This window comes from Microbacterium proteolyticum (genome assembly GCF_030818075.1).
GTDB classification, from domain to species: Bacteria; Actinomycetota; Actinomycetes; order Actinomycetales; family Microbacteriaceae; genus Microbacterium; species Microbacterium proteolyticum_A.
Map to the genome: position 1 here is coordinate 978,213 of NZ_JAUSZZ010000001.1, position 25,956 is coordinate 1,004,168.

Genomic DNA, 25,956 nt, shown 5'->3' on the forward strand with positions numbered 1-25,956 from the left:
AGGCCGAGATCGCCGCGCGCGCCGAGGCCTACCGCAATTGGGGCCGCTGGGGCGAGGACGACGTGCTCGGCACCCTGAACTTCATCGACGCCGACAAGCGCCGCCAGGCAGCCGCGCTCGTGCGCGACGGCGTCTCGATCTCGCTCTCGCAGCGCTTCGACACCGACGGTCCGCAGAAGGGCTGGCGCCGCCGGACCAATCCGGTGCACACGATGACCGACACGGGAACGGATGCCGAGCGCGGCAACCAGGGCTTCCCGCACGGCATCGGCGGGGCGGATGACGTCATCTCGATGCCCCTGCAGTGCTCCACGCAGTGGGACGGCCTCGGCCACATCTTCGACCACGGGTTCGCCTGGAACGGTCGCCGCGCGGGCGACGTCGTCACGAGCGACGGCGACCTGGTCACGGGCATCGAGCACGCGGCATCCGTCATCGTCTCGCGCGGTGTGCTGCTCGATGTGGGCCGCCACCTGGCGCCGGAGACCGGCGAGCTCGCCGACGGGTACGCGATCACCGTCGCCGACCTCGAGGCCTGTGCCGCCGCCGAGGGCGTCGAGGTCGCGCGCGGCGACATCGTGCTCGTGCGCACCGGCCACTACACCCGCGCTCGCCGCGAGGGCTGGGGCGACTACGCCGGCGGACCGGCGCCCGGCCTCTCGCTCACGACGGCCGGGTGGCTGCACCGCACCGAGATCGCCGCGATCGCGACCGACACCTGGGGCTTCGAGGTGCGGCCAAATGAGTTCGACGTGCCGGCGTTCCAGCCGCTGCACCAGGTCGTCATCCCCAACCTCGGGCTCACCATCGGCGAGATGTGGAACCTCGACGCCCTCGCCGACGCCTGCGCCGATGCGGGACGCTGGGAGTTCTTCCTCGCAGCTCCCCCGTTGCCGATCACCGGTGCCGTCGGCTCCCCGGTGAACCCCCTGGCCCTTCTCTAAACCCCCGCCCCAGAACAGAGAGGTTCTGACATGACCGCCGTTCAGAAAGTCGCGATCGCCGGAGCCGGCGTCGCGGGCCTGGCCACCGCCATCTTCCTCGCGAAGGCCGGTGTCGAGGTCGATCTCTACGACGCCCAGCCCGCGCTCACCACGCGCGGCTCGGGCATCACGCTGCAGGGCAACGCCCTGCGGGTGTTCGACGAGCTCGGCGTGTGGGACGAGGTGGCCGCCGCCGGCAAGGCGTTCGAGGGTCTCAACCTGCGAGCCCCGGGACCGGGCGCCCCGGTCGTCGCGGCCCTGCCCGACCTCAAGACCGGCGGCCCCGACTACCCCTCCACGATGGGCATGTCGCGCCCCGACCTGGCCCGCATCCTGCTCGCCGCGGCCGAGAAGCACGGCGCGCGCGTGCACTTCGGCACCCGCGTCACCGGCGTCTCGCAGACCGACGACGGCGTCGCCGTCGAGGTCGACGGGGAGCCCGCGGGCACGTTCGACCTGCTCGTCGGCGCCGACGGCCTGCACTCCGCGGTGCGCGAGATGATCGGCATCCACGTTTCGCCCGAGCAGACCGGCATGGGCATCTGGCGCACGTTCGTGTCGCTGCCGCCCGACGTCGACCGCAGCGAGCTGTACTACGGCGGGCCGATGTACATCGCGGGCTACACCCCCACCGGCGACGACACCATGTACGCCTTCCTCGTCGAGGCCGCGCAAGACCGCTCGCTCGTCGCGCCCGACGAGGCCCGGCGCATCATGGTCGAGCAGTCGCGCGCATACGACGGTCCGTGGAACCACATCCGCGCCGACATCGAAGCGGGCGCCGACGCGAATTACACCTGGTTCACCCGGCACCTCGTCGACGCTCCCTGGAACCGCGGTCGGGCCGTGGTCATCGGCGACGCCGCCCACAGCTGCCCGCCCACCATCGCCCAGGGCGCGGCTCAGGGTCTCGAAGACGCGGCGGTCCTCAGCGAGCTGCTCGTGGAGAGGGATGCCGTCGACCAAGCGCTGTGGGATGCCTTCCACGAGCGCCGGGTGGCGCGGGCGAAGGCCATCGTCGACGCGTCGGTGCAGCTCGGGCAGTGGCAGCTCGACGGCGTCCGCGACGCCGACATGGGCGGACTGATGTTCGGGGTGGCGCAGCTGACGGCGGCCCGCGCGTGACCGGCGTCGTCGACGGCACCGCGGCCGTCACGGGCGACCACGGTTCGGCGCACACGGGTGAGATCACCGACGTGCACGCGCACCTGCTCATGCCGGGGCTGCACGCCGAGGTCGAGCGCCGCGTGCCCGACGAGGTGAAGGCCGCGGCCGACCTCGAGCTGAGACGCAACGGGCTCCCGAGCCTGCAGGCCTCGGGCCGCATGATCGGCGAGCGCTTCCCGCAGCTGACCTCGGTCGACGCGCGCCTGGCCGCGATGGACGCGCAGGGCGTCGACCGGCAGTGGGTGAGCCCCTCGCCGAACCACTTCTACCCGTGGGCGAACGAGGGCCTGGCGACCTGGGCTACCGGCGAGGCGAACCGTCTGATCGCCGAGCACGTCGCTGCAGCGCCCGAACGGCTGGTCGGGCTCGGAACCGTGCCGCTGCAGCATCCGCACCTTGTCGTCGACGCGCTCGATGACGCGGTGCTCGGGCGCGGCCTGGCTGGTGTCGAGATCTCCTCGTTCGCCGGTGACGTGGAGCTCGGCGACGAGCGGCTCGAGCCGTTCTGGGCGCGGGCGGCGGAGCTGCGCGCCGTGGTGTTCCTCCACCCCTTCGGCTGCTCGCTCGACGAGCGTCTCGACCGGTTCTACCTCTCCAACACCGTGGGGCAGCCCATTGAGAACGCCGTCGCGCTGTCGCACCTCATCTTCGCCGGCGTGCTGGATCGGCATCCGGGCCTGCGCCTCGTCGCCGCGCACGGCGGCGGGTACCTGCCCACCGCGATCGGACGATCGGACCGCGCGTGGAGAGTGCGGCCCGAGGCGCACGGCTGCGCTCACGCGCCCTCGACCTACCTGTCGAAGCTGTGGTTCGACACCGTCGTCCACGACGAACGGGCCCTGCGCTGGCTCGTCGAGGTGGCCGGCGCCGACCGCGTGCTGCTCGGCAGCGACTTCCCCTTCGACATGGGGCTCGACGACCCCGTCGCCTTCGTGCGGGGGGCGGGCCTTCCGGAGTCGGACGTCACCGGCATCCTGGGCGCGAACGCCGCCGAGCTGCTGCGCACCCGGGTGCACGCGTGAGGATCGCGCGCTGGGCCGATGGCGCCGACGTGGGCGAGGGGTTCGTCGTCGGCGATGAGGTCGTGCCCTTCCCCGACGGTCTGCGCGTCGCGGAGGTGCTCGCGCAGGGGCTGTCGGCCGCTGCGGCGCTGTTCGAACGCCGGGACCGCTCCGCCGCGCGGCCGCTCGCCGAGGTGCGCCTGCTCGCCCCGCTCGTGCCCGCGTCGATCCGCGACTTCGTGGCCTTCGAGGAGCACGTGGAGGGCGTGAGCGCCTCGGTCGACGGCAAGAGCGAGGTCGTGCCCGAGTGGTACGAGGCGCCGACGTTCTACTTCACCAACCCGCACACCGTGCGGGCGACCGGAGATGTGGTCGCGATCCCCGAGACGCAGCGCCTCGACGTCGAACTCGAGCTGGCGGTCGTGATCGGCGCGGTGCCCGGCTCGACCGGCGAGAACCTGGATGCCGCAGCGGCGGCATCCCACATCTTCGGCTACACCGTGATGAACGACTGGTCGGCGCGCGATCTGCAGTCGCGCGAGATGAAGGTGCGCCTCGGCCCGGCCAAGGGCAAGGACTTCGCGATGACGCTGGGTCCGTGGATCGTCACGGCCGACGAACTGGAGCCGTACCTCGACGACGACGGCTTCCTCGCCGTGCGAGCCGAGCTGTTCATCAACGGCGAGCTGATCGGCCACGACCTCGTGTCGAACATGGGGTGGCCGTTCCCCGAGCTCGTCGCCTACGCCGCGCGCAACTCGGTGGTCGTGCCGGGTGACGTGCTGGGCTCGGGGACCGTGGGCAACGGCGGCTGCCTCGGCGAGCTGTGGGGCCGCCGCGGTGGGCTCGACCCGCGACCGCTCGAACCGGGCGATGAGGTGCGCCTCGTGATCGAGGGCGTGGGCGAGATCGTGAACGTCGTGGGGGAGCGGGTGGCGGCGCCGTCCGTGGCGCGGGCGCGGGGGCGCTCGCGAGCGCGGGCGCGATGAGCACCCCCGGGCTCACCGGGAACCTGTTCGTCGTCACGGGGGCCGCCGCCGGACAGGGCGCCGCCGAGGCCCGCGCTCTCGCGCGTGCGGGCGCCGACGTGGTCGCGGTCGACGTCGCCCCCGAGGCCCCCGATCTCGACGAATCGGACCGCGTCACCTACCGCCGCCTCGACGTCTCATCGGAAGAGGGCTGGGCCGCGCTCGCCGCTGCGCTCGCGGGTCGCCGGGTGCGGGGCCTCGTGAACAATGCCGGGATCACGCATCGCGCCCGCATCGGCACGCTCACCCGGCACGACTGGGATCGCGTCTTCGCCGTCAATGTCACCGGGGCGATGCTCGGCATCCAGGCTCTTCTTCCGCTGATGGATGCCGGCTCGTCGATCGTCAACATCGGCTCGGTCGCGGGGCTCACCGGGCACTACACGGCGGCCTACACCGCCAGCAAGTGGGCGCTGCGCGGCCTCACGCACGCCTGCGTCACCGAGCTCGGTCCGCGCGGCATCCGGGTCAATCTCGTGCACCCCGGCTTCATCGACACGGCGATGACCGCGAGCGCCCCGCCGGCGTTCCGGGCCGCGAACGACTCCGTCATCCCGCTCGGTCGGGCGGGTTCCGCCGACGAGGTGGCGGGGATGGTGGCGTTCCTCCTGTCGGACGCGGCGGCCTTCGTCACGGGCGCGGAGATCACCGTCGACGGGGGTCAGACCGTGTCGGGAGCGGCATCCGTTCTTTCTCGCGCCCTGCGTCCACGGTGAACGGGCGCGGGCTGCGGCCGATGCGTCGGAGACGGCGTGGATGGAATGGGCGGCTCGTCCCTGCTCTCCGAGATGGGGCGGGCAGCCACCGCAAGCCGAACGAGAACACCGTCGTCAGCACGACGCCCGGGAGGACAAGACGGCGTCGACACCGCGATGAGCTCGAACCCCTGAGCGCCTGGGCGAACGGGCGCCGGCCGCTCGTGCAGCGTGCGCACGGCGGCACGGATCCACGAACTGCCGCGACCCGACCGGACCGGGACGCCGGGTTCCGGCGCGGCGTCGTCGATCGGGTGCGGCCGCACGTCCTGCAGGGTCACGGCGCCACTCTCCGCCGACCGCCGGTGGCGGCGAACTCCGCGGCGACGTCGGCGCGCAGCTCCTCGTCCGAGACGAAGTCGGCCGCCGCCCCGGCCAGGGCGATTGCGGCATCCACGAGGGCGTCGAAGGCGGCCGGCTGCACGGTGCTGTCGGCGAAGGCCGCGTTGTGGGGCAGGACGCCGGGCGCCGCTCCCAGGCCCAGCGTCGGGTGGATCGACGGCACGAACCAGCTGACGTTGCCCATGTCGGTCGACGGGCCGCCTTGCCGGGCGGTCCGCGGGCGGAGGGGCACGACGCGGCCCCGACGTTCCAGCGCCGTCGCCCATCGTTCCGTGAGGGTGACGTTCGGCCGGAGAGGGAGGTAGGCGGGCACGAAGTCGAGGTCGAGGTCGAGCCGCGTGCCGGTCGACAGCGCCGCCGCCTCGAGGATCGCGACGACCCGCTCGACGAGGACGTCGAGGGTGGCGATGTCGTCGGAGCGGATGAGGAACTCCGCCGATGCGCGCTCGGGGACGACGTTCGCCGCCGCGCCACCGTCGGTGATGATGCCGTGGATGCGGTCGACGGGCAGGATGTGCTGTCGCAGCTGAGCGATCGACTGGTACGCCGTGACCACGGCATCCAGGGCGTTCAAGCCGAGGTAGGGGCTGAGCGCCGCGTGCCCGGCGCGGCCGTGATACGTCGCGATGAGGCGGCGCACGCCGCTGGTGCCCCCGCCGAGGATCGCGCCGACGTCGTCGCCCGTCGAGGGGTGAACCATGCCCGCCGCATCGACGTCGTCGAAGCCTCCGGCGCGGAGGATGAGTTCTTTCCCCCCTCCGCCCTCTTCGGCGGGGGCGCCGATGATGCTGATGCGCCCGTCGCGGACGACGTCGGATGCCGCCAGGAAAGCGCCGGCGGCGATCGCCGCGATGACGTTGTGGCCGCACGCGTGACCGATCCCGGGAAGCGCGTCGTACTCGGCGACGACGGCGAAGTGCGCTCCGCCCGCTCCGCTGGTGGCGCGGAACGCCGTGGGCAGTGCGAAGGCGCCGCGCTCGACCTCGGCCCCGTGCGCCTCGAGCAGGTCGGCGATCCGGGCGGCGCTGCGCACCTCTTCGAAACCGACCTCGGGGTTCGCGTGCAGATCCACCGCGAGGGCGGTCAGCTCGGGACGCAACTGCTCGACCCGTGCGGCGATCGCGGCGTGGACCGACGGCCCCGCGCCTCGGCGGTCGCGTCGGACCGGTTCCGCGACGGTGGCCTCCGCGCGGGCCCGGCCCCACGCGGTGTACACCTCGAGGGGGTCGACGGTGTGTCGAGCGCTCATGCCTCGTCCTTCGATCGTCGGGGATCGAACGCCGTATCGCCCACTTCTCGAGCGACGACGTGGTCGATCCGTGCCAAGGTCTCGGCATCCAGTCGGATGCCGGCGGCTCGCGCGTTGGCCGCGAGATGGGCCGAGGAGCGACTGCCCACCACCGCCCCCGCCCCGGGCGCCGTGGTGAAGATCCAGGCCAGGGCCACCTGGGCGCCGTCGAGGCCGAGCGGCGCGCCGATGGCGGACAGGCCGGCGAACAGCGCCCGGTGCTGGTCGGCGCCGATCCCGCGCCCCAGCAGCGGCCAGTACGCGAGGAAAGGGATGCCGCGCTGCTCGAGACCGCGGACGAGATCGGCGTCGCCCCGCGCCACGACGTTGTAGAGGCTCTGAACGGCGGCGAGGTCGGGCTCGAGCGCGAGGACCTCGTCGAGCTGCGTCGCGGAGGGCTGGCTGACGCCGATATGCCCGATCAGCCCCTGGCGGCGCAGCTGCTGCAACGCGCCGAGCTGATCGGCGAGCGGATAGTCGGGATCGATGCGGTGTAGATAGACCAGGTCGATGCGCTCGCGACGAAGTCGCGACAGGCTCGCGTGCACCTGCTGTCGCAGGTAGTCGGGGCGACCGAGCACCCCCCACTCCCCGGGACCGGGCCGCAGCATCCCGACCTTGGTGGCCACGAGCACATCGGCGCGATCGCCCACCACGTCGCCGATGATCTGCTCGCTGACGGCGGGGCCGAGCGAGTCGGCGGTGTCGATGTGGTCGATGCCGGCATCGAGGGCCGCCCGCAGGATGCCGCGGGGCACGTCGAGGTCACGGGGCACGCCCCACCCGTCCCCGGCGGTCAGCCGCGCCCCGCCGAGAGCGACGCGAGAAACACGGTGTCCGGCGAGGTCGAGGACGGCGCGCGCGGGCGCGTCGAGGTGGGGCGGCGAGGCGGCGAGGCTCACGGTGATCCTTTCGAGCGGGGCGAGGCACGACGCTAGGGGAGCGTCGCGGCCCGCACGGCATCAGCCGACACGCGAGGTCAAACCCGGTAACGCAACGACAACGACCGTCACAATCCGGAACCTTTCTCGTCGCGCCCGTCGTCGGGCTGCTCGTTTCCGGGGGTGCGGCTGACGGCAGCGGGGTTACGAAACGTGACCGTCCGGTTCGAGATGTGTTCGTTCGTCGTGATGAGGTGGGCATCCCGTCAGCACCTTCCCTCGCCCGCCGTTGTTCGGCACCTCTGGAGATCACATGTCACGACTGACCCGCACAGCCGTGACCGCGGCATCGACACTCGCCGTGGTCGCCCTTCTCGCCGGTTGCTCTGCGAGCCCCAGCCCGTCCGCGTCGGATCAGGGAGGCGAGCCCGTCAGCGGCGGCACCCTGACCTACCTCGAGCCGCAGACCTGGACGACGCTGTACCCGCCGTCCGCGGGGTTCTACCCGAACGGGGGAATCGTCAACAACATCACCGACCGGTTGCTCTACCAGAACCCCGAGACCCTCGAGCTCGAGCCGTGGATCGCGACCGACTACACGGTCAACGACGACGCGACGGAGTACACCTTCGACCTGCGCACCGACGTCACCTACTCGGACGGCACGGCGCTCACCGCCGCGAACGTCGTGAAGAACATCGACCTCTACGGCAAGGGCGACAAGGACCGGGCGCTGCCGATCTCGGAGGCCATCAACAACTACGACCGCGGCGAGGTCGTCGACGACGACACCGTGGTCTTCCGTTTCACGGCACCCTCGCCCGGCTTCGCCCAGGCGGTGTCGACGATCAACTCGGGCCTGCTCTCGGATGCCACCCTCGATCGCACCAGCGAGCAGTTCGGCCCCGGCAACGCCGCGGAGATCATCGGCAGCGGTCCGTTCGTCATCTCCGCCGAGCAGATCGGCACGCAGACGAGCGTCACCAAGCGCGACGACTACGACTGGGCGCCCGCTTCGGCGAGCCACCAGGGCCCCGCCTACCTCGACGGCATCGACTACATCCTCGCCGGCGAAGACAGCGTCCGGATCGGTACGGTCGTCGCGGGACAGGCCGACATCGCCCGCAACATCCCCGCCCCCGACGAGGCGCAGTTCGCCGCGGGTGGTTTGTCGCTGCACGCGGCGGCCACGAACGGCGTCAACAACGGTCTGAGTTTCCGCTTCCGCGAGCCGCGGCTGGAGGACGTCCGGGTCCGCAAGGCCATCATCGCGGGCATCGACCGCCAGAAGATCGTCGACACCCTCTTCACCCAGAACTACCCGCTGGCCACCGGCCGCCCTCGCCAAGACGGCACTCGGCTATGTCGACACCTCGTCGTCCTACGTCTACGACCCCGACGAGGCGGCCGCGCTGCTCGATGAGGCCGGCTGGACGCGTGGCTCCGACGGCATCCGGGAGAAGGAGGGCGAGAAACTCACCCTCACCTTCAACGAGGCGTTGCCGCAGCCGCGTTCCCGCGAGGTCGTGACCCTCATCCAGGAGCAGCTCGGCGAGCTCGGCATCCAGGTCTCGCTCTTCGCCGGCGATCAGGCCGCGCAGACGAAGGCGTCGACCGATCAGAGCACCATCCAGGTGTACCACTCGATGGTCGGCCGTGCGGATTTCGACGTCCTGAAGTCCCAGTACTTCTCCAAGAACCGCAACACGCTGCTGAACCTCAACCCGGCCGACGGCACGGTGGGCGACACCGAGCTCGACTCGCTCCTGCAGGCGATCGCGTCCAAGCCCACCACGCCCGAGCGTCAGGCGGCCTCCGAGGCCGCGCAGGCCTACCTCGCCGAGAACGCCCTCATCCTGCCCCTCTTCGAGGAGCCCCAGGTCTTCGGCCTGACGAGCCGGGTCCGGGGCTTCGAGACGGAGTCGGTGGGCCGGCCGTCGTTCTTCTCGACCTGGCTCGCAAGCTGAGGTCGTCGGACGAATCGATCCGGAGTATCCATGTCCTTCGTCCTTCGTCGTGTGGGCCAGGCGCTGCTCGTGCTCGTCCTGGCCTACACGGCGGCCTATCTGCTCCTGGCCGCGCTCCCCGGCGACGCTGTCATCGCTCGGTACGGCAGCCCCGAGCTGGGCCTCACGCCCGAGCAGATCGAGGCCATCCGTCAGACTCTCGGGGCCGACCAGCCCCTCGTCGTGCAGTACGCCCGATCCATCGCGGGCTTCGTGACCGGCGACTTCGGGTATTCCGTCGCGAGCGGCGCGGCGGTCTCCGATCTGATCGCGACGGCGCTCCCGCCCACTCTCACCCTCGCCGTGCTCGGGCTCGGGCTCGCGATCCTGCTCGCGGTGACGATCGCCGTCACCGCGACGTACGGCGCCGGTCGCGGGCTCCGCCGGGTGTTCCGCGGCATCCCCCCGCTCTTCGTCTCCTTGCCGGTGTTCTGGATCGGCATCATCCTCATCCAGGTGTTCTCGTTCCGCCTGGGCCTGGTGCCGGTGATCGGTGCGAACCCCGTGCAGGCGCTGATCCTGCCCGTCATCACCCTGGCCATCCCCATCGCTGCGCCGCTGGCGCAGGTGCTCATGCGCTCCATCGACGAGGTGCGCGAACAACCGTTCGTGGCCGTGGTGCGCGCGCGGGGCGCGAGCACGTCATGGCTGCTCTGGCGCAACGTCGCCCGCAACGCGCTCCTGCCCACCTTGACCATGGCCGGCCTGCTCTTCGGCGAACTGGTCGGCGGCGCGGTCGTGACCGAGACGGTCTTCGCTCGTGCCGGCATCGGCCAGCTCACGGCGCAGGCCGTGGCCAACCGCGACACCCCCGTGCTGCTGGCCGTCGTGGTCATCTCGACGGTGGCGTTCGTCGTCATCAACCTGATCGTCGACCTCCTCTACCCCGTCCTCGACGCGCGACTGCGCACCGCCGGCCGTACGCGCGGCGATGGTGCCCCGGCCCGGATCCCGGATGCCGCCGAGCACGCCGTCGACGAGCTCATCGAGGCCGAGGTCGGCGCGCCGCACGCCGGCTCGAGAGGAGGAGATCGATGACCGCTGTGACAACCGCGGACGCCGTCGCCGACGGGTCCGGTGGGAGAGGCCCCGCCGATGCGCCGCCCCGCCGCGGCATCCGGTGGAGCGTCGTCGCCTCCCGCGCCGGGTTCGTCGTGCCCTCGGCGATCATCCTGATCGCCCTGCTGTGGTCGGTTCTCCCGGGGGTGTTCACCGCGGTGGACCCCCTGGAGACCGTGGCGCCCGCTCTGCAGCCGCCGAGCGCGGAGCACTGGTTCGGCACCGATGCCACGGGCCGAGACCTCTATGCGCGCGTCGTCTACGGCGCATCGCAGTCGATCCTCGGCGCCCTCGTCGCGGTGCTCGTGGGACTCGTCGTCGGAACGGCCGTGGGGCTGACCGCCGGTGCGCTGGGCGGCGCGGTCGACGACGTCCTCATGCGGGTGGTCGACGTCCTGTTGGCGATCCCGGCGCTGCTGCTGTCACTGAGCGTCGTCATCCTGCTCGGTTTCGGCACCACCAGCGCCGCGGTCGCCGTGGGCGTCACCTCGATCGCCGTCTTCGCGCGACTGGCCCGCTCTCGCGTGGTCAGCGTGCGCGTGACCGATTACGTCGAGGCGGCCTACGGTTCGGGCGGCACGTTCTTCGGCATCCTGTGGCGTCACATCCTGCCCAATTCGCTCACGCCGGTCATCGCGCTCGCCGCGCTGCAGTTCGGCTCGGCCATCCTGCAGATCTCGACGCTCGGCTTCCTGGGCTACGGCGCGCCGCCGCCCACGCCGGAATGGGGTCTGCTGATCGCCGAGGGCCGCAACTACGTCGCCACCGCCTGGTGGCTCACCGTGCTGCCGGGAGTCGTCGTCGTCCTCGTCGTGCTGGCGACGAACCGCCTCAGCCAGGCTCTTCGAGGAGGGGATGCCGCATGAGCGCGCAACCGCTGCTGTCCATCCGCGACCTCGCCGTGTCCTACCGCACGCGTCGCGGCGAGGTCGATGCCGTTCGCGGAGTCTCGTTCGACGTCGAGGCGGGATCGGTCACAGCGCTCGTGGGCGAGTCCGGTTCCGGCAAGAGCACCGTCGCCCAGTCGGTGATCGGGCTGCTCGCCACGAACGGCCGCGTCACCGGCGGCAGCATCCGTCTGTCGGAGCGCACCGACGGCCCGACCGAGCTGGTGGGTCTCGGCGAGCGGAGCTGGCGCCGCTTGCGCGGACGGTGCATCGGTCTCATCCCCCAGGATCCCGGCAACTCCCTCAACCCGGTGGCCACCATCGGGTGGAGCGTCGGCGAAGCTCTCCGCATCCACGGTTGGAGGGACTCCGCCAAGATCCGCGCCCGCGTGATCGATCTGCTCGAGCGTGTCGGCATCGACGAGCCCGAGGTGCGGGCGCGGCAGTATCCGCACGAGCTCTCCGGCGGCATGCGCCAACGCGTGCTCATCGCCGCGGCACTCGCCCTCCAGCCCGAGTTGATCATCGCCGACGAGCCGACGAGCGCTCTGGACGTGACGGTGCAGCGCACGGTCCTCGACCTGCTCGACGAGCTGCGGGCCGAGACGGGCACCGGCGTCCTGTTCATCACCCACGATCTCGCGGTCGCCGCCGACCGCTCCGACGCCCTCGTCGTCATGCAGGGCGGCCGGGTGCACGAGACCGGCCCGACGGCCCAGGTCCTGGCGGCGCCGTCCTCGGCGTACACGCGAACGCTCCTCGCCGACGCCCCGTCGCTCGCCCGTGTCGTCGAACGGGTCCCGCCCTCCCCGGCATCCACCCCCGGTGCGGTGCCACTGGTCGAGGTCGCGGGCGTGACCCAGGAGTTCCGCCGAGCGGGGCGGTCCCCGCTGGTCGCGGTGGACGACGTCTCGTTCACCGTCGCGCGCGGCACGACGCACGCGCTGGTCGGGGAGTCGGGATCGGGCAAGACCACGACCGGTCGATCCATCGCGGGCTTCACCAAGCCGACGCGGGGTGTGATCCGCGTCGGCGGCACGGAGGTCACCTCGTTGCGCGGCCGTCGGACGCATCGCGCCTTCCACCGCACCACCCAGTTGGTGTACCAGAACCCGTACGCCTCGCTCGACCCGCGCCAGAGCATCGCGCAGATCCTGACCGAACCCCTGCGGAACTTCGGCATCGGCTCGCGCTCCGAGCGGGCCGATCGCGTCGCGCATCACCTGTCGCTCGTGGCCCTGGCGCCGGAGATCGCGAACCGTCACCCCCGGGAGCTCTCCGGCGGTCAGCGCCAGCGCGTGGCCATCGCCCGGGCCCTGATCGTGGAGCCCGAGTTGATCGTGCTGGACGAGGCGGTGTCGGCGCTCGACGTCACGGTCCAGGCGCAGATCCTGCGTCTGCTCGCCCGCCTGCAGGCCGAGCTGGGCGTGACGTACGTGTTCATCTCGCACGACCTCGCGGTCGTCCGTCAGATCGCCGACACCGTCTCCGTCCTGCGGCGCGGCCGACAGGTCGAGTACGGCCGTGCCGATGCGGTGTTCGACGACCCGCAGCACGCGTACACGCGTGAGCTGCTCGCTGCCATCCCCGGCGCTTCCCTGCGTGACAGCGGCGCCCCACCGACCCACGCGGCAGTCGCCGCCGGTCTCGAACAGAAGGACGACGTGCCCGCATGAACGCCCCCCGTCTCGGGTTCTTCAGTCGTGTGCTCGAACACGCCTCTGCCGCTGACCGCTACCGTTTCGCGGTGGAGCAGATCGCGCACGCGGAGCGCAGCGGCTTCGCGTCCGCCTGGATCGCGCAGCACCACTTCGGGGAGAACGAGGGCGGGATGCCGTCGCCCTTCGTCCTTCTCGCCGCCGCCGCGCAGCGGACGAGCCGCATCGCGCTCGCGACCGGCGTCGTGACCCTCCCGCTGGACGACCCCCTGCGTGTGGCCGAGGACGCCGCGGTGCTCGACCAGCTCAGCGGCGGACGCGTCCAACTCGGGCTCGCGACCGGCGGGACTCCGTCGTCGTTCGCGGCCTTCGGGCGCGAGTCGGATCGCCGGCGCGAGATCTTCGCCGATCACCTCGAGGTCCTCCTCGACGCCCTGGAGGGGCGGGGCGTGCGCGGTTCGCAATCGCGCATCTACCCGCACGCCGGCGACCTCTCGGAGCGCATCTGGCAGGCCACGTTCTCGGTGGACGGCGGCCGGCGCGCGGGTCAGCGGGGCGACGGCCTGTTGTTGTCGCGCACGCAGCCCCGCGCGGCGGACGCGCCGTCGGCGCCCCTGCATGATCTGCAGCTGCCCATCATCGAGGCCTACCGCGCGTCGCTGCCGCACGGAGCGCCCGTGCGGGTGCTCGCCTCCCGGACGGCACTCGTGGTCGACCCGGAGAATCGAACCCGCGCGCTCGAGCTCGCGGGCGACGGGCTGCGTCACCTGGCCCGGACGGTGCTCGGCATCGACACCGACGGAGTCGCGCTCGACGACCTCGTGCGTCTCACCGACACCCATGTCGGCACGGTGGACGAGGTCGTCGCGTCCCTGTCCGCCGATCGGACGCTCGCCGAGGCGAGCGACGTGTCGTTCCAGGTGCACTCGATCGCGGCGACGCACGAGCTGACCCTCCGTTCGCTCGAGCTGCTGGCGGACGAGGTCGCTCCCCGGCTCGGATTCGCCGTCGGACCGGATGCCGCAACCGACCTCCAGCGCGCGCACCGGCCGTTCGCCGCTGCATCCACTTCCTCGGAAGGCCCCGCATGAGCACGACCACCGCCGACATCATCGACCTCCTGGCCGGTATCGCGCCCGGCGACGCACTCGACGGTGTCCGCCGTCAGCGCGCCCAGGCGCGCGAGAACGCCCAGCGCAGCTTCGAGGCCCTGCTGGAGCCGGACGATCCGGGCACCTTCTCTCTCGCGGAGCGGTATGCCGTGGCGGTCTTCGTCTCGCAGCTGCACGGCTTCGACGCAGCCACGGCGTTCTACGGCGACGTGCTGGGCGATGAGAGTCCCGAGCTGGCTCCGATCGTCACCACGGCTGCGACCGCCGCCGCGGCGACCGGCCCGTTCGGGTCGTACCGTGAACCGCGCCTCGAGCCGGAATCGACGGACGGTCCGCGATGGACACCGGATGCCGCGGTCGCCGGCGAGCTCGGTAAGCGGCTGGCCGCGGCGCTCGCGCACGCGCACCTGCTCGTGTTCCGGCCCCGCGAGGCGCGCAGCGAGGCTCTGCGGGCGCTCGTGGATGCCGGGTGGGACCCGGACGCCATCGTCTCGCTGTCGCAGCTGGTCGCCTTCCTCACGTTCCAGCTGCGCGTCGCGTGGGGGCTGAGAGTGCTGGCCGAGGCCGCCCCCGCCGCATCCGTCGCCGAAGGAGTCTGACATGACCGAGATCGTCACCGAGTACCCCCAGCTCGCTCGCCCCGACGCCTTCACGCAACGCGGGCTCGGCTGGGTGCCGTGGCTCGCCCCCGTCGCCGAGGACGAGCTGTCCGAGGCGCAACGCGATGCCCTCATCGAACCGGCGCGCGCGAAGATGCCCTACTTCCGGTTGCTCGCCCGCGACCCCGCGGCCCTGCGCGCCCGCACCCTCACCGACCTGGACATCTTCTACAACGTCTCCGGGGGCATCGGCCGTGCCGAGCGCGAGCTCGCCGCCGCCGCCACGTCCCGCCGCAACGGCTGCGTGTTCTGCGCGTCGGTGCACGCGGCATCCGCCACCCGGGAATCGGGTCGCGAAGCCGACGTGCAGCGCCTCCTCGACGAGGGAGTGGATGCCGATCTCGGCGACGAGAGGTGGAACGCGGTCGTCGCGGCCTCCGTCGCCCTGGCGGAGACGCCGCTCGCGTTCGGAGAGGCCGACATCGCCCGGCTTCGGGCGACCGGACTCGACGACGCCGAGATCATCGACGTCATCGGTGGCGCGGCCTTCTTCAACTGGGCGAACCGCCTGATGCTCTCGCTCGGCGAACCCGAAGTACCCACCCCGAAGGGAGCGAAACAGTGACCATCCCCACTCTCCTCGACCACGTCGTCATTGCCGGCCCCGACCTCGCCGATCTCGTCGAGTGGTTCGCCGACCGGACCGGCGTGGTGGCCGCGCCCGGAGGCGCGCACCCGACGGGGACCGCCAACGCGCTCGTCGCGCTCACCGTCGACGGGCGCCGGGGCCCGCAGTACGTCGAGCTGATCGGGCCCGATCCCGCACGCGCAGAGGCCGCCCTGCCCCGGACCTTCGGCATCGACGCGCTCTCCGTTCCCGTCGTGCAGGCGTACGCCGTCCACCCCCACGACATCGACGCGACCGTCGCGACCGCACGGGCGGCCGGTTACGACCCCGGCGACGTGCAGCCTCTCTCGCGGCGGACGCCGGCGGGGACGCTGCTGGAATGGCGGCTGACGCGCGGGGAGCACCAGCGGCTCGACGTACCCTTCCTCATCGACTGGGGAACGACGCCGCAGCCGGGCGTGAGCGACATCCCGTCGATCGAGCTCGTCTCGTTCGTTCGGACGGAGCCCGACCCGGAACCGTTGCGCGCGACGTCGTCCGCCCTCGGCCTGGGAGACGGGGTGGCCGAGGTGCGGTCGGGCGAGGCGTCGGCGTTCCACCTCACGGTGCGGACCGCCGACGGCGCGCTGGTGACGTTGTGAGACCCATGCGGTGATCGCGGGGGCGCTCGGGACGGGGTCGTCGAGATGATCGGGGGAGGGGGCCCGCTGGCGACCATCGCCCGCAGGGCCCGGGACGTGGTCGACGCCGACGACAAACGTTGAATTCCGACATAAGTCCGCTACACTGGAGGGGACGTCGGGGCTCATCGAGTCCGTTCGCCCGGTGAGGGAGCCGGTGCGGCACACACGGTCGCGTCGATCGCCCGGTCTCACGGGCGCCCTCGCATGACTCTCTCCCGCACTCGGCTGCGCGTCCTCGTCGCGGCCCTCCTCTCCGTCTCCTTCCTCGGTGCGCTCGACCACACCGTGGTCTCGACGTCGCTGGCCACGATCGCCGGGCAGCTCGGCGCGCTCGAGCACATGAGCTGGATCATGGTCGGCTACACCCTGGCCGCCACGGTGATGCTGCCCGTGCTGGGCAAGCTCGGCGACATCGTGGGGCCGCGCCTCGTCTTCGTCGTGTCGCTCGTGACCTTCCTCGTCGCCTCGCTGGTGTGCGGCTTCGCCCCCGACCTCGGGTGGCTCATCGCCGCGCGGGTGCTGCAGGGTCTCGGGTCGGCCGGGCTCCAGCTGATGTCGCAGACGATCATCGCCCGCGTCACCACCGCGCGCGAGCGCCCGCGCTACATGGCGATCATCGGGGCCGCCTTCCCCATCGCGATCGTGGTCGGCCCCGTCGTCGGCGGGCTCATCACCGACTACTGGAGCTGGCCGTGGGTGTTCTGGATCAACATCCCGGTCGGCGTCGTCGCCCTCGTGCTCGCGGTCACGGCCGTCCCGCGGCTGCCCGGCGGCGCGCACCCGCGCTTCGACGTGCCGGGCTCGCTCGTGTTCACCGCGTCGCTGCTGGCGCTCATCCTCGCGGTGACCTGGATCGGCGACGACGCCCTGCGTCCCGCGGCGATCGCCTGCGCGGTCGGTGCGGGTGTCGGCATCCTGGCCCTCGTCGCCATCGAGCGTCGGGCCGCCGCCCCCATCTTGCCGCCGCGGATCCTGCGCGACCGCACCATCCTCGTCTGCCTCGGGCTTTCGCTCGTCGTCGGGGCGGGCCTGTTCTCGGTGGTCGCGTACGTGCCGACCTACGTGCAGATGGCGTACCGCACGAGCGCGACGGTGTCGGGTCTCGTGCCCATCGCGACGGTGCTGGGCATGCTCGTGAGCAGCCTGCTGACCGGGTGGCTCGTCAGCCGCTCGGGGCGATACCGCCTCTATCCGATCGCGGGCACGGCGCTCGCCGCGCTCGGCCTCGTCGCGATGGCGCTGCTTCCCGCCGGCATCCCGCTGTGGGTGCCGATGGGGGTCATGGCCGCGGTGGGAATCGGGACCGGGGCCTTCACGAACCTCATCTTCGCGGTCGTGCAGAGTGCGGCCTCGCGCGACGACCTCGGCGCGGTCACCGCGACCACGAACCTCGTGCGGCAGATCGGCGCGGCCGTCGGCACCGCGGTGGTGGGCGGCGTGATCGGCTTCGCCGTCGCGGCGGGTCTTCCGGCGGGGATGGATGCCGCGACGCTCACGCCCGCCGCGGTCCGGTCGATGCCGGAAGCGTTGCAGGAGCAGATCGCGCTGGTCTATCACGACGTCTTCGCCCCCGTCTTCCTCGGGCTCGCGGCCGTCTACGCGTGCGGTGTCGTCATCGCGCTGCTGCTCCCGTCGGGACGACTGTCGGACGAGATGCCCGCGCCCGCCGCGCCCGTTGCCGGCCGCCAGCCCGTGTGAACTCGAAGGAGAGGACATGTCCGAAACCACCATCGCCATCGTCGGCAGCGGACCGATCGGCTCCGCCTACGCGCGCGTGCTGCTCGAATCGCTGCCCGACGCGCGCGTCGTCATGTTCGAGGCCGGCCCGCAGATCACCGAGCGTCCCGGCGAGAGCGTCCGCAACATCGCCGACCCCGACGAGAAGGCCCGGGCGCGCGAGCGGTCGCAGGGACCGCAGTCCGGCGCGTTCCGCGATGCGCTCGGCATCCCCGCGACGGCCGTCGTCGAGGGCATGTTCACCGCCCGTCAGGGGACGCACCTGTTCGACTTCGGCGGGGAGGGATCCGCGCACGCGAGCTCGTTCCCCGCGGCCGCCGGGGCGACGAACGTCGGCGGCCAGGGATCGCACTGGACCTGCGCGATTCCGCGCCCGGCGTTCAGCGAGAAGCTCGACTTCATCGACGACGACGAGTGGGAAGACCTCGTCTCGACCGCTGAAGACCTGCTGCACAAGCAGAGCGCCGCCTTCTCTGACTCACCGGTCGGCGCGGCGATCCGCACCCTGCTCGACCGCGAGTTCGGTGCGGAGCTCCCCGAGGGGTACGGCGTGAGCACGCTCCCGGTCGCCGGTGACCCCCAGCCCGACGGCACGATGCGCTGGGCCGGCGCCGACACGGTGCTCGGTCCCCTGATCGAGCCCGGCACCGGCACCGCAGCCCGTTTCGAGCTGCGCGACCTCCACCTCGTGCGGCGCATCGCGCACGACGGCACGCACGTGCGCGGTCTCGTCGTCGAGGATCTGCGCACCCGCGAGGAATCGTTCGTCGAGGCGGATGCCGTCGTGGTCGCCGCCGACGCCTTCCGCTCGCCGCAGCTGCTGTGGGCCTCCGGCATCCGTCCCGCACCTCTGGGGCGCTACCTCACCGAGCATCACGTGGTCATCAGCACCGTCGCGCTCGACGGCGAACGCATGAGCGCACTCGTCTCGGACGACGAGCTCGAGGCCGAGCTCGCCCGCCGCGCCACGAACCCCGCCGACCCGGTCGCCGCGGTCAACCGCATCCCGTTCTCCGAGCCCGGGCACCCGTACTCCGCCCAGATCATGTACGCCGAGAACCCGCCGTTCCCGCTCGACGCGTCGCACCCCGCATTCGAGAACCGCTGGGGGTACGTCAACATGGGCTTCGGCGTGCGCAAGTTCCCGCGGGTGGAAGACGGCGTGACGTTCTCGGACGACGAGCTCGACTACCGCGGACTGCCGAACTTCACGATCGACTACTCGCTCGACGCCGACGAGGAGCGCGAGATCGCCGAGGCGACCGAACGGCTGCGCCGCGCGGGCGACGCCCTCGGCACCTTCATCGCCGAGCCGCGGCTGCTGCCGTTCGGGTCGAGCCTGCACTTCATGGGCACGATGCGCGCGGGAACGGATGCCGAGACCTCGGTCGCCGACCCGTACTCGCGGGTGTGGGGCTTCGACAACCTCGTGGTGGGGGGCAACGCGCTGATCCCCACCGCGAACACGATGAACCCGACGCTGACGAGCGTGGCCATCGCCGTACGCGGGGCGCGGCATCTCGCGCAGGAGCTCGGCGCACGCGGATGAGGCTCGGGTGCGGGTCGCGAGATCACACCGTCTGCGCGAGATCACACGCTTTTCGACGCAATCGCGGGTGATCTCGGGGACAACGGGTGATCTCGGCGAGCGGGCCGAGCGCGGGCGGGGAGATCTCCTCCCCGCCCGCGCCTCCGGTGGGCCGCTCAGGCGGTCAGCGGCAGCTCACGGCCGCGAACGGCGCGTCCACCGTCCGGGACCCGGTGGGCCCCGCCGCCGTCACCTGGACCGACCCCGCCGCGACCGACGATGCGCGCACCGTGGTCGTGGTCGAGACCGTGGCGCCGGCTGCGACCGCGTTGTGGGTCTTCGAGCCCCACTGCGAGGTGACGGTGATGTTCGCCGCCGCATCGCTGTCGTTGGTGACACGCGTGGTCAGGACCACCTTGCCGCTGACGCACCGCGCGGACGCGACGGCCGTGACCGCGGGTCCGGGAGGAGCCGTCGCGGTGATGGTGGCCACGGCCGGGGTGGCCGCGGAGTTCGCCAGCTGGCCGCGCACCTGGACGGTGTCACCGGCCTTCTTCAGCGACGACAGGTCGGCCGTGTCCCAGGTCACGGCGACCGTCTCACGGTGTCCGTCCTTGAAGGTCGCCTGCACCGTGCCGGGCAGGGTGACCTCGGAGGAGCCGGCGGGCACGGTCGTCGAGACCGGGTCGACCGAGGTCACCAGCAGCGAGGGGTTCCACTTCGCCGCGAGGGCGTCGCGCTCCTTCGCGGTGATCGCCAGGATCGAACCGTGTCGCGGCGATGCCGGGAGCGAGAAGCTGCTCGGGATCGTCCACTGGATGTCGCCCTCGAGGGAGTTCGTCCCCAGCGGGATGTAGCCGCGGCCGCCGTAGTTGTCGACCCACAGGAAGTACTTGTACCCGGCGCGGTCGCCCTCGTTGGCCTTGAAGATCTCGGGCCCTTCGACCTCGGGCGTCCCGGCGTTGCGGCCGATGCAGGTGTCGATGAGCGACCAGGCACCCGACTCCGTGGTGGCGCGGAGGTTCGTCGACTTCTGCCCGATGATGTCGGGAGACGGGCACCCGCTGCTCTGCGTCGCCTTCGTGAAGCGGTAGTAGGTGTCACCCTCCTTCAGGACGGTCGAGTCGATGAGGCCGTTCCCCTGCACCAGCCCGGCGACGTCGCGTGCCTTGAACCACGGCTGCGGCGTGGTGAAGTCACGGAAGTCGCGTGTGGTGGAGATGAGGATCTGCGGGCCGTTGCCGTCCGGCGTCGTGCGGCTGGCGTCGCTGAAGATCGTCGAGGTCCAGTAGACGGTGTACGCGCCGATGGTCTCGTCGTAGATCGCCTCGGGTGCCCAGGTCATGCCCGTGTTCGGCAGGTTGACCTCGACGTGACGCTGCTCACCCCAGTTGACCAGGTCGGTGGACTCCCAGATCTCGAGGAAGTGGCTTCCGCGATCGGTGGCGCCGCCCCAGCCGGACGTGCCCACCGACAGGTCGGTGGCGAGGAGGAAGAAGCGGTCGCCCTCCTTGGAACGGAGGATGAAGGGGTCGCGCAGACCCGTCGTGCCCTTCGTCGACGTGAGCACGGGCTGCGCGTCGTTGAGCGTCTTCCACCGCAGCGAGTCGTTGCCGTCGGAGGTGGCGAAGCGGATCTTCTCCCCCTCGACGTTGTCGCCCGTGAAGTAGGCGAACATGTAGGCGTCGAGGTCGCTCGCCGCGACCGGTGCCGCGGCCGGGACGGTGCGCGCGAGGTCGCGGGTGACCGCGGCGGCTCCGGGCACGGTGACCGTCGCCGTCAGCGTGACCTGCGTGTCGGCGGCCGGCCGGACGACGGCACCCTTGGCGATGACGTTCGGGGCGGTGCCCGTGTCGACGCTCGAGATGACCGCCTCGTTCGACGAGGCCCAGGTGATGGTCGCGTTCGATGCGCCGGCCCGGTTCTTCGTGGCATCCACGTCGGCGCCGTTGGTGGGCAGCGTGACGTTGCCGCGGATCGGGCTCGCGAGGGCAGGGTCGGCCGCGACGGCGTCGGCGACCGCGCGGGCGAGCTCGGCCTGGGCGCTGTCGCCCTGCGCGTACGCCGGCACCTTCACGGTGATGCCGCCGCCGGCGACGGCGGTGCCGCCATGGGTGGCGGTGGGGGTCAGGATGACGGTGGCGTCGGGCGATCCGGCCGCGGGGCGCACGACTGTGCCGGTGGTGCTGACCACGCCCGGGGCGCTCGAGGTCCAGGAGATCGTGGAGCCTCCTGCGCCGGTGGTCGGCAGGGCCAGGTCGGCGGTGACGTTCGAGGTGTCGCCGAGCGAGACGGCGGCGTCGCTGCGGGCGATCGTCGCGTGCACGTCGCTCTCGGCCTGCTGCAGCTGACCCGTGGTCAGCGCCGAGGTCCAGACCTTCACGTCGTCGATGGCGCCGGCCCAGTAGGCGTCCGGCCCGTAGAACGACTTGCCCAGGTACCCCGAGAAGGTCGACGAGCCGATGGCCGCCGCGGCCGTGTGCGTGGTGGATGCCTGGCCGACGAGCGCACCGTCGAGGTAGGTGGAGACGGTCTTGCCGCCGGCCACGACCACGGCCATGTGCACCCAGCGCGACGCCGCGACGGGGGCGGTGCCGGAGGCGCGCACCTCGTAGCCGCTCTTGATCGCGCCGTAGCCCGAGCTGCCGCACTGCGTGGTCGCCAGGATGTGGGCGTCGACGCTCGAACCGAGCGTGAACGGCCACGTGCACTGCGGCGCGCCGCTCCAGCGGATCCACGCCGACATCGTCACGTCGGTGGTGCCGGCGGGGATGAGCCCGGGAGCGATGCGCACGTGGGGCGCGGCGGCGTTGCTGGCTCCGCCGGGGAGCGACAGAGCGAGGTCGCCCGCGGCGCCGGTGGGTCCGGCCACGCTCATGGCTCCGCCGTTGACGACGGTGCCGGCGTGGTTGCCCGGGGCGCTGTCGGCGATGATCGCACCGTCCGCGGGACGTGCGTCGATCTGGTCGAAGCCGTACTCGAGGATCGGAGCCGGCACGGTCTCCGCTGCCGTCGCGGCGGGGGTGACGACGGTGACCATCGACGCGATGCACGCCGCGGTCGCCGCAAGAGCCAATCCCGCTCTTCCTCGTCGAGAACCCGTGGTCCTCGGTCCTGCATGATTCGTCATGGTCTCCTCCTCGAGACATGGGGTCGGGTAGCCCGCTGAGTCCCTCGGGGGAGGGGGCTCTGGCCGTTACGTTATCGCTCACAATTGCGTGCCGACAAGAGTTCGAGGCAGCGGTTTCCTCCGAGAACGCCGCATGGCGCCGTCATGAGAGCCCCGCACGAGCAGCGGGTCGGCGCGGTAGCGAGACGATGCCCGTCCGGCGGGTCCCAGTCGGGCGGGGGTGGGGCGACGGCGTTGTGGGCCCTCGGGGTTACCGCTAACGTGTAGCCCAACGTCCCCCGACGACCGATGCGGGGGCGCTGACCCGAGGCGACGGAGCCCGCGGTCCTCGACCGTGATGGCGAGGAGTACCGGCGTGCTCCGCCCGATTCGGATCCCCCACCATCGCGTCACCCCCCCGCACCACACAGAGAGGTCTCATCGATGAGATCGTCCGATTCCCGCCCGCCCCGAGCCGCACGGTTCTCGCGAGGGCTCGGCCTGTCGCTGACCGGCGTGCTCATCGCCTCCACGATGAGCCTGGTCGCGCCGGCGGCTCACGCTGCCGACGTCCCGACGCCGACGGCGCACTACGACATGTCGCACACGGGCACGACGCTGACCGACGTGTCCGGCAACGGTCGCAACGCGTCGCTCACCGGCTTCACCGACGCGTCGTTCGCGGACGCCGCCGGCGACGCCGTGCTGCGCTTCAAGGCCGACGGCTACGCGGCCCTGCCGAAGGGCCTCGTCACCGGCACCGACAACGACTTCACCGTCGAGTACACCGTCTCGACGCAGACCTCCGCCAACCACTTCGGCTGGGTGATCGGCGACGGGGTCGGGCCGTGGAACACCACGCAGCTCGGCAACCACATCTTCCTCAGCCCGCGCTCGGCGCAGGGCGGATACACCGACCAGGTGCTCGCGGCCATTCGCGTGAAGAACGGCAGCAGCAACGGCGAGAGCCGCATGCCGGCGGGCGGCGGGCTCAATCCCGGCTTCACCACGCTGACCATGGTCGGCGCGGGGAACACGCTGACGCTCTACCGCGACGGCAGCGTCATCTCCACGCTCTCGCACACCAACGCGCTCAGCTCGATCATCCCGTCGGGCACCGTGCTGGGGTACCTCGGTCGTTCGCTCTACCAGGGTGACGCGCTGCTGCGAGCCGATGTCAGCGACGTGAAGTTCTGGGATTCGGCGCTGACCGCCGACCAGGTCTCGTCGAGCATGCCCACGGCGTCGCAGAAGTCCGCGACGACATCGGCGCTGCTGCGCGGCGACGTCCAGGCGATCATGCTGCGCGCCAACCCGTCCCTCGACAGCGTGTCGAGCGACCTCAACCTCGCGAGCTCGGTGAACGGCGTCGCCCTCACGTGGTCGTCGTCCAACCCGGCCGTGATCTCCAACACCGGTGTCGTCTCGCGCTCCATCACGACGAACACCCCCGTCACCCTCACCGCCACGAGCTCGCTCGGGGTGTTGACCTACGACGTCATCGTCGTCGCGCCGAACGTCTCCACCGACCTGGATGCCATCTCCCTGGCATCCCGGACGACCGAGAACCTGCCGCTGGTCACGAAGGGCGCCGTCAACGGCGCGGCGATCACGTGGGCCTCGTCGGACGCGGCCCTGGTCACCCCGACGAAGGCCGATTACGCGGCGCAGGCGGTCGGCGCGGCCGACCCGTTCCGCGGCGGCGGAGTCGTGGCGCGTCCCGCCTATGGCGCGGGCGATGCGAAGGTCACGCTGACGGCCACGGCCACGCTCAACGGCCAGACCGCGCAGAAGAGCTTCGAGGTCACCGTGGCCGAGAAGGGGCGCTGGGCTCCGGATGCCGGATACGCGGCGGCGTACTTCAAGTCCGACGGCGACGAGAAGATCTACCAGGCGGCCACGAACGGCAACGACTTCTTCTCGTTCTCGCCCGTCAACGGCGGTCAGCCGGTCATCACCTCGACGACCGACACGAAGGGTCTGCGCGACCCGTACATCCTGCGGTCGAAGGACGGCGACAAGTACTACATGGTCGCCACCGACCTCTGCATCAGCTGCGGCACCGGCTGGGGCCCCGCGCAGTCCGACGGCTCGCTGAAGATCGAGGTGTGGGAGTCCACCGACCTCGTGACGTGGACGCGCACCAACGGCAAGAACGAGGGCATCACGATCAACCAGCCGGCGGCCGGCATGACCTGGGCGCCCGAGGCGTACTGGGACGATGCGCTGCAGTCGTACGTCGTGCACTTCTCGTCGCGCCTGTACAGCAGTGCCTCGAAGACGAACTCCGACAACCTGCACGCCCGTGTCTTCTCCGTCCTGACGCGGGACTTCAAGACGTTCACCTACCCGCCGACCGAGTGGCAGAACACCGGCTTCGCCCGTATCGACTCGACGGTGCAGAAGATCGGCGACTACTACTACCGCTTCACCAAGAACGAAGAGGGTGGTGCGGCCGACGGCCTCGAGGCGGGCAAGGACATCTTCCTCGAGCGCTCCAAGGTCCTCACCGCCCCGACGACGCGGTCGAACTGGAACGCCGACCCCGAGACGACCTGGCAGCTGACCGATACGAACATGACGGTGCCGGAGACGGGTCAGGCCGGTGAGGGGCCGCAGATCGTCAAGCTGAACGAGGGTGACCCGAACAACGCCGGGGGCGACGGCTACGCCTTCCTCGTCGACAACTTCGGGGCGGGCGGCTACCGCGCCTTCGTCACCACCGGGGCGGCCATCGCGAGCAGCTCGCAGGCCGATCGTCTGTCGCGTCGCGCGGACTGGAACGTGCGTCCGGTCGGCGGCCTGCCCGCCAGCCCCCGCCACGGCTCGTTCGTGAGCGTGAGCCAGTCGGTCCTCTCCGCGATGCAGGACTGGACGTCGGTCAAGGCGGTCGCCTCGACCACGACCCTCTCCCGGGACGGACGTACCGTCACCGCCGCCGTCGCCGCGGCCGACCGGGGCGATGTCGCCGGAACCGTCACCTTCTCGGGGGACGGATGGACGCAGACGGTGAAGCTCGATCAGCGCTCCGCGACGGTCGACGTGCCGGCGAACGTCCGCTCCGTGACCGCCCGATACGACGGGTACACCGACGGTCGCGTCACCGCATCCACCTCGGCGGCTCTGACGCTCGGCCTGCAGGTATCGGCCGTCGTCGCGAACCGCTGCGTGTCGGGCAAGGTGACGCAGATGGTGACGGTGACCAACAAGGATGCCGTCGCCGCCGACGTCACGGTGACCAGCGCATTCGGGACGAAGCAGCTGACGCTGGCCGCGGGCAAGTCGGCGTCGACGGCCTTAGCGACGCGAGCGACGAGCGTCGAGGCGGGAACGGTCTCGATCGACGCCGTGGCCAGTGCGACGAAGGATGCCAAGACGTCATTCGCGGTGTCGGCACCGTCGGGCAGCTGCCGCTGACCGACGCCGGCGCGGTGGGTGCGCTCGGGCGTCCGGGCGCACTCACCGGCATGGCGGAGCTCGCGTTCCTCGCGCCGACGCACCCGTC

18 protein-coding genes and 1 pseudogene are annotated in these 25,956 nt (G+C 71.5%); 16 read left to right on the forward strand and 3 right to left on the reverse strand.

Annotated elements, in window-relative coordinates; all coding sequences use genetic code 11:
* Positions 1-8 precede the first annotated feature (8 nt).
* The 5 genes from QE392_RS04595 to QE392_RS04615 all read left to right on the forward strand — a co-directional run bounded on the left by QE392_RS04595 (position 9) and on the right by QE392_RS04615 (position 4,895).
* Positions 9-944: a cyclase family protein gene (locus QE392_RS04595; RefSeq protein WP_307454023.1), complete on the forward strand. Its 936-nt coding sequence runs from the start codon at positions 9-11 to the stop codon at positions 942-944.
* Between the two features lie 30 nt (positions 945-974).
* The gene (locus QE392_RS04600; protein WP_307448596.1) at positions 975-2,108 is read left to right on the forward strand and encodes an FAD-dependent monooxygenase; all 1,134 of its coding nucleotides are present in this window, start codon (positions 975-977) and stop codon (positions 2,106-2,108) included.
* A 62-nt stretch (positions 2,109-2,170) separates the two neighbouring features.
* Positions 2,171-3,172, forward strand: a complete 1,002-nt coding sequence (locus QE392_RS04605) for an amidohydrolase family protein (RefSeq protein ID WP_307454025.1) — start codon at positions 2,171-2,173, stop codon at positions 3,170-3,172.
* A complete protein-coding gene (locus QE392_RS04610; RefSeq protein ID WP_307448600.1) occupies positions 3,169-4,140 on the forward strand; it encodes a fumarylacetoacetate hydrolase family protein in 972 nt (323 codons plus the stop codon). Before QE392_RS04605 ends, QE392_RS04610 begins: the two co-directional genes overlap by 4 nt.
* Positions 4,137-4,895, forward strand: coding sequence for an SDR family NAD(P)-dependent oxidoreductase (locus tag QE392_RS04615; RefSeq protein ID WP_307448604.1), 759 nt, complete (start codon positions 4,137-4,139; stop codon positions 4,893-4,895). The genes QE392_RS04610 and QE392_RS04615 overlap by 4 nt, the downstream gene beginning before the upstream one ends.
* 316 nt (positions 4,896-5,211) lie before the next feature.
* Here QE392_RS04615 and QE392_RS04620 read toward each other — a convergent pair whose 3' ends face one another.
* Positions 5,212-6,525 carry an amidohydrolase gene (locus QE392_RS04620; protein ID WP_307448607.1) on the reverse strand — a complete coding sequence of 438 codons (1,314 nt, stop codon included), beginning with the start codon at positions 6,523-6,525 and terminating at the stop codon, positions 5,212-5,214.
* Positions 6,522-7,466: an aldo/keto reductase gene (locus QE392_RS04625; protein ID WP_307448610.1), complete on the reverse strand. Its 945-nt coding sequence runs from the start codon at positions 7,464-7,466 to the stop codon at positions 6,522-6,524. The genes QE392_RS04620 and QE392_RS04625 overlap by 4 nt, the downstream gene beginning before the upstream one ends.
* A 292-nt stretch (positions 7,467-7,758) precedes the next feature.
* On the opposite strand from QE392_RS04625, the pseudogene QE392_RS04630 reads away from it, so the two are divergent.
* The 10 genes and pseudogenes from QE392_RS04630 to QE392_RS04675 all read left to right on the forward strand — a co-directional run bounded on the left by QE392_RS04630 (position 7,759) and on the right by QE392_RS04675 (position 19,363).
* Positions 7,759-9,412 (forward strand): annotated as a pseudogene (locus tag QE392_RS04630) (TIGR04028 family ABC transporter substrate-binding protein).
* A 30-nt stretch (positions 9,413-9,442) separates the two neighbouring features.
* Positions 9,443-10,489 carry an ABC transporter permease gene (locus QE392_RS04635; protein ID WP_307448612.1) on the forward strand — a complete coding sequence of 349 codons (1,047 nt, stop codon included), beginning with the start codon at positions 9,443-9,445 and terminating at the stop codon, positions 10,487-10,489.
* Positions 10,486-11,376: an ABC transporter permease gene (locus QE392_RS04640; RefSeq protein ID WP_307448614.1), complete on the forward strand. Its 891-nt coding sequence runs from the start codon at positions 10,486-10,488 to the stop codon at positions 11,374-11,376. Before QE392_RS04635 ends, QE392_RS04640 begins: the two co-directional genes overlap by 4 nt.
* Complete coding sequence (locus QE392_RS04645; RefSeq protein WP_307448617.1) at positions 11,373-13,073, forward strand: dipeptide ABC transporter ATP-binding protein; 1,701 nt, start codon at positions 11,373-11,375, stop codon at positions 13,071-13,073. The genes QE392_RS04640 and QE392_RS04645 overlap by 4 nt, the downstream gene beginning before the upstream one ends.
* Positions 13,070-14,146 (forward strand): putative FMN-dependent luciferase-like monooxygenase, encoded by a 1,077-nt coding sequence (locus QE392_RS04650; protein WP_307448619.1) that lies wholly within the window; start codon positions 13,070-13,072, stop codon positions 14,144-14,146. The genes QE392_RS04645 and QE392_RS04650 overlap by 4 nt, the downstream gene beginning before the upstream one ends.
* A complete protein-coding gene (locus QE392_RS04655) occupies positions 14,143-14,766 on the forward strand; it encodes a CMD domain protein (protein ID WP_307448622.1) in 624 nt (207 codons plus the stop codon). The genes QE392_RS04650 and QE392_RS04655 overlap by 4 nt, the downstream gene beginning before the upstream one ends.
* 1 nt (position 14,767) lies before the next feature.
* Positions 14,768-15,391, forward strand: coding sequence for an alkylhydroperoxidase domain protein (locus QE392_RS04660; RefSeq protein WP_307448624.1), 624 nt, complete (start codon positions 14,768-14,770; stop codon positions 15,389-15,391).
* Entirely contained in the window at positions 15,388-16,035 is a 648-nt protein-coding gene (locus QE392_RS04665) for a VOC family protein (RefSeq protein WP_307448626.1), read from the forward strand. The genes QE392_RS04660 and QE392_RS04665 overlap by 4 nt, the downstream gene beginning before the upstream one ends.
* Before the next feature lie 246 nt (positions 16,036-16,281).
* Positions 16,282-17,775: an MDR family MFS transporter gene (locus QE392_RS04670; protein ID WP_307448629.1), complete on the forward strand. Its 1,494-nt coding sequence runs from the start codon at positions 16,282-16,284 to the stop codon at positions 17,773-17,775.
* 16 nt (positions 17,776-17,791) lie between these two features.
* Positions 17,792-19,363: a GMC oxidoreductase gene (locus QE392_RS04675; protein ID WP_307448632.1), complete on the forward strand. Its 1,572-nt coding sequence runs from the start codon at positions 17,792-17,794 to the stop codon at positions 19,361-19,363.
* A gap of 163 nt (positions 19,364-19,526) precedes the next feature.
* On the opposite strand, the gene QE392_RS04680 is transcribed toward QE392_RS04675, so the two are convergent.
* Positions 19,527-22,418 carry an immunoglobulin-like domain-containing protein gene (locus tag QE392_RS04680; RefSeq protein WP_307448635.1) on the reverse strand — a complete coding sequence of 964 codons (2,892 nt, stop codon included), beginning with the start codon at positions 22,416-22,418 and terminating at the stop codon, positions 19,527-19,529.
* A gap of 477 nt (positions 22,419-22,895) precedes the next feature.
* Here QE392_RS04680 and QE392_RS04685 point away from each other — a divergent pair, with 477 nt between their 5' ends.
* Positions 22,896-25,868, forward strand: coding sequence for an immunoglobulin-like domain-containing protein (locus QE392_RS04685; protein ID WP_307448638.1), 2,973 nt, complete (start codon positions 22,896-22,898; stop codon positions 25,866-25,868).
* The last annotated feature ends 88 nt before the right edge of the window (positions 25,869-25,956 follow it).

Excerpts from the sequence above, each read along its gene's own strand:
- QE392_RS04600 (WP_307448596.1), top strand. The coding sequence starts at position 975 with ATGACCGCCGTTCAGAAAGTCGCGATCGCCGGAGCCGGCGTCGCGGGC.
- QE392_RS04615 (WP_307448604.1), top strand. The coding sequence starts at position 4,137 with ATGAGCACCCCCGGGCTCACCGGGAACCTGTTCGTCGTCACGGGGGCC.
- QE392_RS04620 (WP_307448607.1), bottom strand. The coding sequence starts at position 6,525 with ATGAGCGCTCGACACACCGTCGACCCCCTCGAGGTGTACACCGCGTGG.
- QE392_RS04635 (WP_307448612.1), top strand. The coding sequence starts at position 9,443 with ATGTCCTTCGTCCTTCGTCGTGTGGGCCAGGCGCTGCTCGTGCTCGTC.
- QE392_RS04640 (WP_307448614.1), top strand. The coding sequence starts at position 10,486 with ATGACCGCTGTGACAACCGCGGACGCCGTCGCCGACGGGTCCGGTGGG.
- QE392_RS04645 (WP_307448617.1), top strand. The coding sequence starts at position 11,373 with ATGAGCGCGCAACCGCTGCTGTCCATCCGCGACCTCGCCGTGTCCTAC.
- QE392_RS04650 (WP_307448619.1), top strand. The coding sequence starts at position 13,070 with ATGAACGCCCCCCGTCTCGGGTTCTTCAGTCGTGTGCTCGAACACGCC.
- QE392_RS04655 (WP_307448622.1), top strand. The coding sequence starts at position 14,143 with ATGAGCACGACCACCGCCGACATCATCGACCTCCTGGCCGGTATCGCG.
- QE392_RS04660 (WP_307448624.1), top strand. The coding sequence starts at position 14,768 with ATGACCGAGATCGTCACCGAGTACCCCCAGCTCGCTCGCCCCGACGCC.
- QE392_RS04670 (WP_307448629.1), top strand. The coding sequence starts at position 16,282 with ATGACTCTCTCCCGCACTCGGCTGCGCGTCCTCGTCGCGGCCCTCCTC.
- QE392_RS04675 (WP_307448632.1), top strand. The coding sequence starts at position 17,792 with ATGTCCGAAACCACCATCGCCATCGTCGGCAGCGGACCGATCGGCTCC.
- QE392_RS04685 (WP_307448638.1), top strand. The coding sequence starts at position 22,896 with ATGAGATCGTCCGATTCCCGCCCGCCCCGAGCCGCACGGTTCTCGCGA.